Origin of the sequence: Jeotgalibacillus marinus (genome assembly GCF_040801915.1) — a bacterium.
GTDB lineage: Bacteria > Bacillota > Bacilli > Bacillales > Jeotgalibacillaceae > Jeotgalibacillus > Jeotgalibacillus marinus.
In genome coordinates this window covers 33,429-45,799 of record NZ_JBFMIA010000010.1, presented here as the reverse complement: position 1 = coordinate 45,799, position 12,371 = coordinate 33,429, and the positions used below count along the sequence as shown (strand labels likewise).

13 protein-coding genes are annotated in these 12,371 nt (G+C 36.9%); 8 read left to right on the top strand and 5 right to left on the bottom strand.

From position 1 onward, the window contains the following. Window positions 1-173: 173 nt before the first annotated feature. From AB1471_RS11460 to AB1471_RS11445, 4 genes are all read left to right on the top strand, one after another. Window positions 174-746 carry a histidine phosphatase family protein gene (locus AB1471_RS11460; protein ID WP_367779905.1) on the top strand — a complete coding sequence of 191 codons (573 nt, stop codon included), beginning with the start codon at window positions 174-176 and terminating at the stop codon, window positions 744-746. Between the two features lie 36 nt (window positions 747-782). After that, complete coding sequence (locus tag AB1471_RS11455) at window positions 783-1,244, top strand: GNAT family N-acetyltransferase (protein WP_367779904.1); 462 nt, start codon at window positions 783-785, stop codon at window positions 1,242-1,244. 79 nt (window positions 1,245-1,323) lie between these two features. Continuing rightward, on the top strand, window positions 1,324-1,758 hold the full coding sequence (locus AB1471_RS11450) for a PH domain-containing protein (RefSeq protein WP_367779903.1): 435 nt from the start codon (window positions 1,324-1,326) through the stop codon (window positions 1,756-1,758). Between the two features lie 54 nt (window positions 1,759-1,812). Continuing rightward, window positions 1,813-2,391 carry a DUF7010 family protein gene (locus AB1471_RS11445; RefSeq protein WP_367779902.1) on the top strand — a complete coding sequence of 193 codons (579 nt, stop codon included), beginning with the start codon at window positions 1,813-1,815 and terminating at the stop codon, window positions 2,389-2,391. Between the two features lie 74 nt (window positions 2,392-2,465). Here AB1471_RS11445 and AB1471_RS11440 read toward each other — a convergent pair whose 3' ends face one another. The 5 genes from AB1471_RS11440 to nagE form a co-directional block, all read right to left on the bottom strand. Continuing rightward, window positions 2,466-4,688, bottom strand: a complete 2,223-nt coding sequence (locus tag AB1471_RS11440; RefSeq protein WP_367779901.1) for a YhgE/Pip family protein — start codon at window positions 4,686-4,688, stop codon at window positions 2,466-2,468. A 67-nt stretch (window positions 4,689-4,755) separates the two neighbouring features. Further along, complete coding sequence (locus tag AB1471_RS11435) at window positions 4,756-5,331, bottom strand: TetR/AcrR family transcriptional regulator (RefSeq protein WP_367779900.1); 576 nt, start codon at window positions 5,329-5,331, stop codon at window positions 4,756-4,758. 271 nt (window positions 5,332-5,602) lie between these two features. After that, window positions 5,603-5,923, bottom strand: coding sequence for a hypothetical protein (locus AB1471_RS11430; RefSeq protein WP_367779899.1), 321 nt, complete (start codon window positions 5,921-5,923; stop codon window positions 5,603-5,605). 74 nt (window positions 5,924-5,997) lie between these two features. Continuing rightward, window positions 5,998-6,690, bottom strand: a complete 693-nt coding sequence (locus tag AB1471_RS11425) for a copper homeostasis protein CutC (RefSeq protein ID WP_367779898.1) — start codon at window positions 6,688-6,690, stop codon at window positions 5,998-6,000. Between the two features lie 105 nt (window positions 6,691-6,795). Then, on the bottom strand, window positions 6,796-8,163 hold the full coding sequence (nagE, locus tag AB1471_RS11420; protein WP_367779897.1) for an N-acetylglucosamine-specific PTS transporter subunit IIBC: 1,368 nt from the start codon (window positions 8,161-8,163) through the stop codon (window positions 6,796-6,798). A gap of 249 nt (window positions 8,164-8,412) precedes the next feature. Here nagE and nagA point away from each other — a divergent pair, with 249 nt between their 5' ends. From nagA to AB1471_RS11400, 4 genes are read left to right on the top strand one after another with little or no spacing between them, the layout of a single operon-like run. After that, entirely contained in the window at window positions 8,413-9,606 is a 1,194-nt protein-coding gene (gene nagA / locus AB1471_RS11415; RefSeq protein ID WP_367779896.1) for an N-acetylglucosamine-6-phosphate deacetylase, read from the top strand. After that, on the top strand, window positions 9,603-10,334 hold the full coding sequence (gene nagB, locus AB1471_RS11410) for a glucosamine-6-phosphate deaminase (protein ID WP_367779895.1): 732 nt from the start codon (window positions 9,603-9,605) through the stop codon (window positions 10,332-10,334). Before nagA ends, nagB begins: the two co-directional genes overlap by 4 nt. 29 nt (window positions 10,335-10,363) lie before the next feature. After that, entirely contained in the window at window positions 10,364-11,086 is a 723-nt protein-coding gene (locus tag AB1471_RS11405) for a GntR family transcriptional regulator (protein ID WP_367779894.1), read from the top strand. Window positions 11,087-11,115: 29 nt separating this feature from the next. Further along, entirely contained in the window at window positions 11,116-11,850 is a 735-nt protein-coding gene (locus tag AB1471_RS11400) for an SIS domain-containing protein (protein WP_367779893.1), read from the top strand. The last annotated feature ends 521 nt before the right edge of the window (window positions 11,851-12,371 follow it).

Here is a 12,371-nt window from a genome sequence, read left to right as displayed (position 1 = left end):
TTTGTTATCGGGTTTTTTTCGTTGATTTGGTGGCGTTATCGAAACCTTCACAGATCTTATAATAAATCCAAGATGTAGAGAAAACCGGTTAATTAAAGAAGGATTTTCCATATTATTTGTAGAATAAAACAATGAAAGGAATCGATATAAACTACTATCGCAGGAGACTTATGATGGAAATTTCATTGATTAGACATGGCAAATCGAGGTGTACAGAAAATAATCGAATAACCTGTGAGCACTTTAAGGATTGGATTGAAACGTATGATGATAATGGGGTTTTTGAGGAATCCTCCTATCCCCCAGAAACGCGTGAAAAAATAACGTCAGCGACAATGGTTATTACAAGTGACTTAAAAAGGTCTGTTGAGTCAGCAAAGTTATTACATCCAAATAATTTCACAGCGACTCCTGTTCCTTTATTTCGTGAAACAGAGCTACCTGTTCCTTTAACAAAATTATGGGGAATAAAATTACCTCCGACTATTTGGGCAGTTATTTTTAGATGCTTATGGTTTAGCGGATATTCAAGTCAGTGTGAGCCTTTGAGTAAAGCAAAACAGCGGGCTAAAAAAGCCGCGCAACAATTAGTTGAGTATGCCAAAGAGCATCATTCAGTCGTCTTAGTTGGACATGGTTTTTTTAATCTATTGTTAGCCAAAGAACTGCAAAAAATGGGTTGGAAAGGAAAGAAAAAAACAAGTTCAAAACATTGGAATTGTACGACCTATTCTTTTTTCAATTAATGGGGGAATTAGCCTCAGATAGACGGGGGATTTATTATGAAAATTAGTCCAACCACGAATGTTGAATTGATCGCTAAATTAAATAAACATGTACACGATTTACATTCAAATTTATACCCCAAGTACTTTAAGGAATATAACTATGAGAATGTGAAGGAAGCTTTCAAAAGTTTGTTTAATAATGACAATTTTATTTTCCTTCTTTTAGAAGATAACGAAGAAGCTCTTGGTTATGCCTGGCTAGAAATAAGAGAATATCCAGAAAATGCGTTTAAAAAAGGATATAAGTCTGTTTATGTACACCAGATAAGTATAGTGGAAACAAAAAGGAATAAGGGGTACGGTTCTACTCTAATGGAATATATAGATGAACTGGCTAACAATAGGGGAATCGATTTAATAGAACTAGATTATTGGTTTGAGAACAGTGTTGCAAAGGACTTTTACAAAAAGAAAAATTTTACAAAATACAGAGAATTCGTTTATAAAGAACGATAATTCTTAACTAACGGGCTAGTTTCACTTTGTTATTAACACAGGGATTAACTAAAAAATGATATAGAAAGGAGAAAGTCTTATGTTCTTCCCATCAAAGAAAGGTTTATGCATGACGATCATTTGTTCAGCATTTATATTAGTGTTTATCTCACCTCTTATCTTGTCTATGGAACCAATCGGAGTTATCACCTTTAATCCCACACTCACTGAAACAATTCTAATCATTGCTACGGCTATATGTCTGGCTTGGATTTGGTTTGGAACTGGTTATAAACTTGAACATTCACAACTTAAGATGCAATATGGCCCCATTTTTCAAACAATCAATGTAAGTGAAATCAGTAAAATACGGAGCACCAAATATCCTTTCATATCCCCTGCTTTATCTGTGGATAGGCTACACATTTACTATAAAAAGGATGATCTTACTACGATATCTCCGAAAAACAAAATAGAATTTATTCGTCAATTGCTAAAAGAAAACCCTCAAATACAATTAGATAATAAAAATTGATTCATGCAACAGAATCTTAGGATAGATAGTTAGCTGTTCTTAGGGGGAAAGAAGATGAATTTAGTTGAAATGAGAAAGGATTTGTCGATCGAAGTTAAAAATGGGATTACTTTTTTACTAGCGGGTACACTTGTTTGGATACTCATCACCGTTATTTTTTTTCAATCCATCGACATCGCCCAAAAAAACTTTTTTATGCTTTGTTCCACGGGGTTAACCTTTCCTTTGGGCATCGTTGTGTCAAAAATGTTCAATGTCGATTGGAAAAATAAAAATCATCCGTTGAGTGAGTTAGGATTGTACCTAAATGTTGCACAGTTCATTTATTTTCCTATACTATTTTTAATTTTAGTTAAAGTTCCATCTGAGGCCGTAACGGTATTTGCGTTGATTACGGTGGCTCACTTTTTTCTCTATGGATGGCTCTATCATACGAAAGTCTATTATATTCTTTCTCCGATAATTTCTGTTTTGATATTCGTCCTCTCGCTTACCCTACCTGGCGAGAAATTGTGGATGATTCCATTGGCCATGGTCCTCTCCCTTTTGTTGATGAATATATTACTATATGTAGATTACAAGAAAAAAGTGGACGGATTAATAGAAGCTAAAAAAGAACCGATTTCTAGTTAAACCAACTTTAATAACGTATAACATAGCCTTCACAGAAAAAAGCCTGCTGATTTTTTCATCAGCAGGCTTTTTCATTATGCTTCTAACGATTTTTCTTGACCTACAGCTTTCCCGGCGTATTTACGCTTAAATTGTGTTGCAAAATACAGCAACGTACCTATTGAAAAAACGGCAATGAAAATAAGTAGCGTTGTTGCATTTTCCCACATGAATCCAAAATCACCACTCGATATAACAGCCTTAAATCCTGACACTGTATACGACATCGGTACGAATGCATGCAATGGTTGTAAAGCATCTGGAATCATCTCTAACGGGAACGTTCCTGCGCTCGTTGCCAACTGCATTATTAATATAATAATCGCAATGAATCGTCCTATGTTATTAAAGCTTGTCACTAAAAACTGAATCATTGTGATAAACGTAATACTAGTAAGAATACTAAATAGGATAAATAATGGTACACTTTGTACTTCAAGTCCTAATCCAGTTAATAACACTACGTCAGCTACAATCGCTTGAATGACACCGATACCTAGTAATACACCGAATTTGCTAAAAAACCAACTAAACGCATTTTTTGGTTCCCTAGCCGGATCATGTAAAGGGTAGATAATTGATAATATCGTCGCTCCCACAAACAATCCTAATGATAAAAGATAAGGCGCCATTCCTGTTCCATAGTTTGGCACTTCATTTTCCTTCTTAGATTCAACTGTTACAGGATCTGCGAACATGTCATACACATCGTCGTTGCCAGTTATATCTGATGTCTCTGTTGCAGCATCAGTTAACTTCGTTGCCAGTTCATTTGTTCCATCTGATAGATCGACAAACCCATTAACAAGTTTTATCGATCCATCAGCTAGTTGATTAGCGCCGTCCTCAAGATCCACTGATCCAGACGCTAATTCGCCAATCCCTGTTGATAATTGATTACTTCCTTCTAATAACTCATTCGAACCAACTTGCGCTTCAGTAATTTTATCACCGAATAATTGAAGACCATCAACAAGTTTATCTTGACCTCCTGAAAGTTCAGTAGCCCCTTCGACTAGTTGCTTTTGACCTTCTTCTAACTCGTCCATTCCACTTTGTAAAGCTAGCTGGCCTTCATGAAGATTGTTCATTTCTGTTGAAAGCGATGCTGCACCGTCATTTATCTCAACAGCAGCGTCAGTTAATTGCTCTACGCCTCCATTAACTTGCTTACCGCCTTCTACTAGACTTGTCAATGACGCTTCCAGTTGTTTTCTTTGTGGTTCAGGTAACGAACCTAGTATCGGTTGAAGTTCTTGATTTAGCTGCTCAATTCCCGCTGCTAACTCTGACGCCCCTGCTTCGGTTTGGTCTGCACCTTGCTTCCACTCTTCTGTCGACTCTGCTAGTTGCTGTGCCCCTGCACTTAACTTTAATGATCCTTCAGTTAATTGAGGGATCGAGTCTTGGGCTGTTTGAACCCCTTCAAGTGACTTTTGCAAACCACCTGATATTTCTTTTGTACCTGCTTGAGCCTCGGTCGCTCCAGCTAACAATTCTTCTTGTCCTGCCTTCATTTCACTAAATCCGTCATGTAAAGCAGTCATTCCAGATTGTATTTCTTTTGAACCACTATTTGACGCTTCCAACCCTTCTTTAAAGGCAATGGAGTTGTTCGCAAGAATTTCCATGTTATCTTGCAAAGTTACTGCTCCATCATTAAGCTCAAGCACACCATCATCAATTTTACTTGCGCCATCGCTCGCTTCCGTTAACCCATCTGCTAGTTCATCTACATTGTCAAATAGAGTTTCTGCAAATGTTGCTGTTAGTTCATGAGCAACCTCTTCTTTAATGCTTTCTATTGCTTTTTCTCCGATTTGTCCAGCCAAGAAGTTGTAACTTTCATTGGGTATATAATTAAGTTCTAGTTTCGTAGGTTCATCTTCTAACAGTGTTGTTGCCCGTTCTGAAAAATCAGCCGGTATTTCAATCATCATGTAATACTCCCGGTTTTCTAACCCTTTTTCACCTACACTCTTGTCGACAAAATCCCACGCGAAGCCTTCATTATCTTCTAATTGATCGACTAAATCATTACCAACATGCAATTCTTCATCATTATAGACGACCCCTTGATCTTCATTAACAACAGCTACAGGTAGGCGATCCATTTGTTCATATGGATCCCAAAATGCCCATAAAAACGTCCCACTATAAAGAATTGGAATAAATAGTATTGCAATAACTGGAATAATTATTTTTTTATTCGTAATCATCGCTTTCATTTCTTGAATAAACAATGATATTCCTCTCATAATAACCCTCCTAATAACAACTGACCATTTTATTCATACGGTCAATTCATTCCAAAAAATATAAGGATTATCGATTTGATAACCCTTGAAAGAAGTAGTCTTCAAACAATTGTAAAATTTGGTCCTTATTTAAAGGTGTGTGTCTTTTTTCCCAATCAAAAATTAATGAAATATACAATTTCAACATAATATATGCTGTTATTTCAGGATCACAATTCCGAATTTCATTTTTTTCAATTGCCACGATCACTCTCTGCTTAATGAATGAAATAATCGCATCTTCAACCTTTACCATTACTTCTTGAACAGCAGGTGTTCCAATCTGCTTTTCTTCTTCGATAAGCTTAATCATTAGTTGATGTTTCTTTCTAAATTCTAAAATTTTGTATAGCGCTCGGTGTGCATTTTCAAAAAATGATAAGTTCGGGTCAATTGCTTGCTCTGCTGCTTCTTTAATTTCAGCAATTAAAGAAGAGATTATTTCATCGAATAATTCTTCCTTATTTTTAAAAAATGTATAGATCGTTCCTTTTCCGACGTTTGCTAATCGAGCAACTTGATCCATCGTCGTTGCTTTATAACCAAACGATGAAAAGGTTTTTTCTGCTGCATTAATAATTAATTGTTTGCGATCAATATTCACAACATCACCTCATCCCAAAACTGACCAAATGAACATTTCGGTCATATAGCACCAGATAAATTTAGCATATCCCAAACTGCTTTGCAACATTTTTTCACTTAAGTCTTTATGTACAGTGTTAATCGTTAGGTTTTTGAGTTCTGTAATCCCACTGAACGTACAGAAAGTGGCTGTTAGGATCAAAAAAAGCCAACGTAAATGCTGGCTTTTCTTTATTTTAGACTGTTTTCAAAACATTGTCTTCCATTTAACTGAAAAATCCAGTCACAAATTAGGACTGGATTCTTTTATTAATATTGTTTATTTCTGCATCGTGATTCCCTGTTTTAGAACTCAAATATTCGATGTCAATATTAACTTTTTTTAGTTCGCCTTCAACAACTTTGAATTTTTTTTGTTGTTCATTCAGTTGAACTTCAATATGCTTAAAATGACTACGACCTTCAGTTGAATTGTTCGTTACTGTTTCTTTAATTATCGAAACTTCTTCTTTAATTACCGAAGATTCTTCCTTTAAAAAGTTAATATCATCATTGAGTTTATCAAATCGCGTATTCATTTGTTCCATCAATTGTTTTAAAAGTTCTTCCATTGAGGGAACACCTCACTTTATGATGATTATATCATATCGAAAAAGTAAGAAATATATGCGAAAAGAGCTTTAATTTATGCGTGAGACATCATTATTTTCTTAATACGATCCACTTTCTCTTGATCGATAGGATGTGCAAAGTTTGAATGTTTTCTTACACCTGAACCAAAATGAAGTTCTTTCACCTTCACTTTATTTAAAAATGAAGCGGTATTGTTTAGATTTAAACCGGAACCTGCAAGGATTTCAATGTGAGAATCACGACTTTTTTCAACGAGTACTTGTATTTCCTCTGTAGCATCGGGAGCAGTTTTCTTTCCTCCCGACGTTAACACTCTTGATATTTGCTTGTATTTCATTAAAACCTCTAACGCTTCTTCTTGATTGTCTACTTCATCAAATGCTCGATGAAAGGTAAAATCTAAGTGATCCGCTTCCTCTAACACTTTCTGAAGAGAGCTCTCATCGATTTTCCCTTCCTCTGTCAATGACCCAAATACAATACCGTCAGCGCCAAGCTGTTTACAAATTTGAATATCCCTTATAACCGTTTTCATATCATCAGAGTCATAGCAAAACGACGCACTGTGAGGACGTATCATTACATTTACAGGAATATTGGTTTCCTCACAAACAGATTCGATTAACGCATAGCTTGGCGTTAACCCACCTTCTGCAATCCCTGTCACCAACTCAATTCGATCAGCCCCAGCTTTTTCACCTTGAATAGCGTCAGACAAAGTCGTTGCGATGATTTCTAAAGTCATACTCTTTTCATCCCTTCACTCTTTCATTTCTAAACTTCTCAAAAAAAGAGCCTTCCCTCACGCAACTGCTAAGAGGGAAGGCTGCTACGAATTAAGTAAAAAACCTTACTGAATTCGTTTCATCGCATCAGCAACAAATTCCACATCCGTACCTACAACGATTTGTAAATTCGTATCATTTAATTTAATAACACCTTTCGCACCATGTTTCTTCAAATTTGAATCTTGAACTTGACTCATGTCCTTCATTTCAAGACGTAATCTTGTCGTGCAGTTGTCAATAGAAGAAATATTCTCGATTCCCCCCATATTTGCAACAAAATTTTTCGCCATTACCGCATATTTATCATCCCCAGTTGATGTGCTTTCCTCTACTGGTAGATCTTCTTCATCTTCACGACCAGGTGTTTTTAAATCAAGCTTCTTAATCAAAAATACAAAAACAACATAATAAATGACTCCGTAAATGAGACCTACACCCAATAGAAGCCATGGTTTGGTTGCAATTCCTATGTTTAGGAAGAAATCAATCGCACCAGCTGAGAAACCGAACCCACTAAGAGTACCTAAAGAGTATGTGACAACCATTGAACTAGCCGTTAAGAGGGCATGTACAACAAAAAGAACTGGTGATAAGAACATAAAAGAAAACTCAATTGGTTCTGTAATTCCTGTTAAGAACGAAGCGAACGCAATACCAAGTAACATCCCTGTAACAGCCTTTTTGCGTTCTTTTTTTGCCGTAGTAATCATTGCAAGACACGCTGCTGGAAGACCAAACATCATAATTGGGAAGAACCCTGCCATGAACGTTCCAGCTGTTGGATCACCAGCAAAGAAACGTTTTATATCTCCTGTTGCTCCATTGTATTCACCAAAAACAAACCAAGGGAAAGAGTTTAAAACATGGTGAAGTCCCGTTGGAATTAATATACGGTTTAAGAATCCATAAACACCTACGCCTACTGCACCAGCATTAATAATCCATTCTCCAAGTGCATTGATACCCTCTTGTACTGGAGGCCATACAAAGCCAAAAATCGCTGCAAGAACAACCATCGTTGCAGCTGTTATAATTGGAACGAAACGTCTACCACCAAAGAATCCAAGCCATGTCGGTAATTTAATCGCATGGAAGCGATTGTATAGCATCCCTGCAATAACCCCTGATAGTATTCCGCCTAAGAATCCCATGTCAACATCTGCATTTATTGATTCCGTTCCATTTGCTAATACAAAGAACCCAATTGCACCAGCCAAACCTGCGGATCCATTCCCATCTTTTGCAAAGCCTACAGCAATCCCGATGGCAAAAAGTAAAGGAAGATTATCAAAAATCGCTCCTCCAGCACCAGCAATAAACGCAATATCAAGAAAATCATCTTGTCCTAAACGCAAAAGTAAAGCTGCGGCTGGTAAAACTGCAATGGGAAGCATAAGCGCTTTCCCTATTCGTTGTAAAAATGATAGCATTTTATAATCCTCCCGTTTCATATTAGAATGAAAGCGTTTTTAGTTTATCATGCAAAAAAATAGTTGTCTATACCATTTTCACCCTATTCACCTATAAATCGACAAGTGATGGTATAGACAACTATATATATGCATGTTACTATGTGTACTGTAAAATATCCCAAATTTATTTTGTTAAACGCGAATTGGAAATCCCCATTGATGAGATTCTAACTTTATTATTCCAATTTGAAAGGAATTGATACGATCATGCCAATAAAATCAATAACCATAGAAAATTTAAATATATACACAGAAAATGGAAGGAAGGATAGCGGATATATAAAAATAGAAGACGGAAAAATAGTAGCAATTGGGGATTGGACGACAGTTACTAATTCTGGAGATGAAACAGTCATTTCTCTCACAAACGACTTTCATTTAATCCCTGGAATGATCGACATTCATATTCATGGTGCAGATGGAGCAGACACAATGGACTCAACATCAAGCGCAATAGAAAGGATATGTAAAGCTCTTCCAAAGGAAGGAACAACAAGCTTTTTACCTACAACTATTACACAAGAAAGCTCGAGTATTGAAAAAGCTGTTGAAACGACAGGGAATTATATAAATGATCGACAAAAATCTGGTCAAGCGGAACCACTGGGCATTCATTTAGAGGGACCTTTCATTAGTGCAAAGCAAGCTGGTGCCCAGCCACCAAAACACATTAAAGAACCTGATATTGAGTTATTCAAACAATGGAATGAGCTTTCAAACAACCATATTAAGGTTGTGACGCATGCTCCAGAAATTCATGGGGGATTAGAATTTGCTCATTATTTACATGAGCAACAAATCATTTCCTCTATTGGTCACTCCGATGCAAAATATGATGATATAAAGAACACTGTGAAAGAAGGATCGACTCACGTTACCCACCTTTTTAATGGAATGCGAGGGATTCACCATCGTGAGCCTGGTGTAGCCGGTGGAGCTCTTTTGAGACCAGAATTGTTTACTGAAGTCATTGTAGATGGGATTCATGTTTGTTCAGATATGGTTGATTTTGTTTATCAACAAAAAACAGCCGACAAAATGATTTTGATCACCGATGCAATGAGAGCAAAAGGCTTAAAAGATGGAAAATACGATTTAGGAGGACAAGAGGTCACCGTTGAAGATGGGAAAGCCTATTTATCAGACGGGACACTAGCCGGCAGCCTTCTAAAAATGATCGATGGCTTTAAAAACCTTATTTCCTTCACTGGTTGTTCAATTGAGGAGGCAATAAAGATGGCCTCAACCAACCCAGCAAAACAATTGAACGTTTTTGATCGAAAAGGAAGCATTAGTGAAGGAAAAGATGCAGATCTTGTTATTCTTGATCAAAACTTAGATATTATGTTGACGATTTGTCGAGGAGAAATTGCCTATCAAAATATGGAGGGACTCGTATGAGAATTATCGAAGCTAACAACTACCAAGAAATGAGCAACCTTGCAGCTGAGTATATTATTAAAAAAATCCATCATACTCCTCAGATGAATCTTGGTTTAGCAACCGGAAGTACGCCTTTAGGAACATACAGTGAAATGATTGAGGATTATGAGGAGAACAGAACTTCTTATGCGCACGTAAGGACATTTAATTTAGATGAATATGTAGGTTTAGAAATTAATCACCCAAATAGCTACAAATATTTTATGAAAGAGAATCTATTTGACCATATCAACATTGCTGAAGAGCATACTCATATTCCTAATGGTACGGCATCCAATATCGAAAAAGAATGTCAGGCTTATGAAGATTTAATAGAAAATCAAGGCGGGATTGATCTTCAAATTCTAGGAATTGGAAACAATGGACATATTGGATTTAATGAACCGCGAACCCCTTTTGAATCAAAAACTCATAAAGTGAAGCTCGCAGAATCAACACGCATGGCAAATGCTCGGTTTTTTAACAGTATACAAGAGGTGCCTACTCATGCGATTACAATGGGGATTTCTACAATCTTAAAAAGTAAGGAGATCTTACTTCTTGTATCTGGTGAGGGAAAATCTGAAGCGGTAAAACAGTTATTAAACGGACAAAAAAACGAGAATTTTCCAGCTTCAGTGCTAAACATACATCAAAATGTTACAATAATTGGGGACAAAAAAGCATTAGCAGGTATAAAGGTATAACTTGATCAACGAAAGGAGTTTTTTTAAAGATGATTGATAAAGCCTCTCCTCTCCCCTTGTACCATCAAATCGTTGAAAAGATCAAAAAACAAATTGAACAAGGCGAATTAAAACCGGGGGATACGTTATTGTCTGAGCGTGAGTACGCTGAAAAATACGAAATTAGTCGTATGACAGTAAGACAAGCGATCACTCAGTTAACGAATGCTGGATACCTCTATCGATTAAAAGGTGTCGGAACTTTCGTTGCAGAACAAAAAATCGAACAGCCTTTATCGGGGTTAACTAGTTTTACAGAAGATATGGAAGCTAGAGGGATGAAACCGAGTAGTAAAATTATTAATTTTGAAATCATTCCTGCTTCCTCTTCCATTGCCAAAGAGCTAAATATTAAAGAATATTCTCCAGTATATGAAATCAAGAGGATACGGCTAGCTGATAACGAACCAATGGCACTTGAAAACACATATATATCAGCAAACCTAGTTAAAGGACTTACCGAAGAGATCGTAGAAACTTCCCTTTATAAATATATTGAAAGTGATTCAAAACTGACGATTCACCATGCCACTCAGATCATTGAATCCTCGATAGCGAATAAGCAAGAAGCCGAGTACCTTAACATAAAGAAGGGCTTTCCTATTCTTTTAATTCAGCGAAATACCTTTCTAAAGGATAATCAACCATTTGAAGTCGTTCGATCTTCTTACCGATCAGACCGATATAAATTCATGATTAGCATGGATCGCTAGAAAAACTCATCCTACTGGGGGGAGCGGCATTGATTGATGAATATTTCAGGAAGATTATGGATCTGTTAGAATTCGTAAAGATTGAAGAGAGAGAAAGTATTTTGAAAGCTGCTGCAAAAGTCTCAACGAGTATTAGGCAGGATGGTATTATCCATATTTTTGGTGTTGGTCATTCTCACATACTCGGTGAAGAAGTTTTTTATAGAGCAGGCGGACTTGCCCCGATAAACCCAATATTTGTAGAAGAACTCATGCTTCATAAAGGGGCAAGTCGTTCATCTAGACTTGAAAAAGAAAATAACTTTGCAAGATCATTTATGTCGAATGAAGACATTCGCTCCAATGATCTTGTGATCGTCATTTCTACGTCTGGTAGAAATCCAGTTCCTGTTGATGTTGCTAGATGGAGTCAAAAAAAAGGTGCATTTGTTATCGGCATCACATCATTGGCTTATGCCATCAGCCAACCCTCCAGACATAAAGAACAATATTATTTATATCAATCTGCAGATTTAGTCATTGATAATCATATTGGCATTGGTGATACGTTGATGAACCATCCAGACTTTGATGAGTCCTTTGGATCAGGCTCGACTGTCGTTGGAACGGTGATCATGAATGCGATTATGATCGAAGCGATTAATATAATGCTTAAAAATGGATATCACCCACCTATTTTTAAAAGTGGAAATGTTGATGGCTCAGAAGAACACAATCGCGCCTTAGTTGAAAAGTATAAGGGACGAATTAAAAGGTTGATTTAACTAGCAAGATCTAAACAAGTCAAGCGGTCTACAAGGATATCATCCTTGTAGACCGCTTGACTTGTTTTACTTTTAATTTCTAAAAGAGTGACGGATATCCGCGGGTGCGGAGTGTTTATCGAAGTCTGCGCGGTGGATATCCGCGGATGTGGCATCGTTATCGAAGTCTGCACAGCACTTATCCGCGCTTCATGCCAAACATACTATCTCACATGAAATGAACGCACTTATTTTATTTGAAGTTACTATTTTTTGGATGGAGAAGTTTGTTATGGAGTTTTATCCGCGGGTTCGGAGTGGTTATCGAAGTCTGTACGGCGGATATCCGCGGATTCGGTGCCGTTATCAAAGTCTGCGCGGCGGATATCCGCGGGTGCGGCATCGTTATCGAAGTCTGCACAACACTTATCCGCGCTTTATGCTAAATGTACTATCTCACATGAAAAAAGAAAGAAATTGATCAAAACGAGAAAAAATCTCATTTTGACCAATCTTTTTAACTGTTAATTCGATTGTCTGTT

Excerpts from the sequence above, each read along its gene's own strand:
- AB1471_RS11430 (WP_367779899.1), bottom strand. The coding sequence starts at position 5,923 with ATGGAAGAACTTTTAAAACAATTGATGGAACAAATGAATACGCGATTT.
- nagA (WP_367779896.1), top strand. The coding sequence starts at position 8,413 with ATGCCAATAAAATCAATAACCATAGAAAATTTAAATATATACACAGAA.
- AB1471_RS11425 (WP_367779898.1), bottom strand. The coding sequence starts at position 6,690 with ATGACTTTAGAAATCATCGCAACGACTTTGTCTGACGCTATTCAAGGT.
- AB1471_RS11460 (WP_367779905.1), top strand. The coding sequence starts at position 174 with ATGGAAATTTCATTGATTAGACATGGCAAATCGAGGTGTACAGAAAAT.
- nagE (WP_367779897.1), bottom strand. The coding sequence starts at position 8,163 with ATGCTATCATTTTTACAACGAATAGGGAAAGCGCTTATGCTTCCCATT.
- AB1471_RS11445 (WP_367779902.1), top strand. The coding sequence starts at position 1,813 with ATGAATTTAGTTGAAATGAGAAAGGATTTGTCGATCGAAGTTAAAAAT.
- AB1471_RS11440 (WP_367779901.1), bottom strand. The coding sequence starts at position 4,688 with ATGAGAGGAATATCATTGTTTATTCAAGAAATGAAAGCGATGATTACG.
- nagB (WP_367779895.1), top strand. The coding sequence starts at position 9,603 with ATGAGAATTATCGAAGCTAACAACTACCAAGAAATGAGCAACCTTGCA.
- AB1471_RS11455 (WP_367779904.1), top strand. The coding sequence starts at position 783 with ATGAAAATTAGTCCAACCACGAATGTTGAATTGATCGCTAAATTAAAT.
- AB1471_RS11450 (WP_367779903.1), top strand. The coding sequence starts at position 1,324 with ATGTTCTTCCCATCAAAGAAAGGTTTATGCATGACGATCATTTGTTCA.
- AB1471_RS11405 (WP_367779894.1), top strand. The coding sequence starts at position 10,364 with ATGATTGATAAAGCCTCTCCTCTCCCCTTGTACCATCAAATCGTTGAA.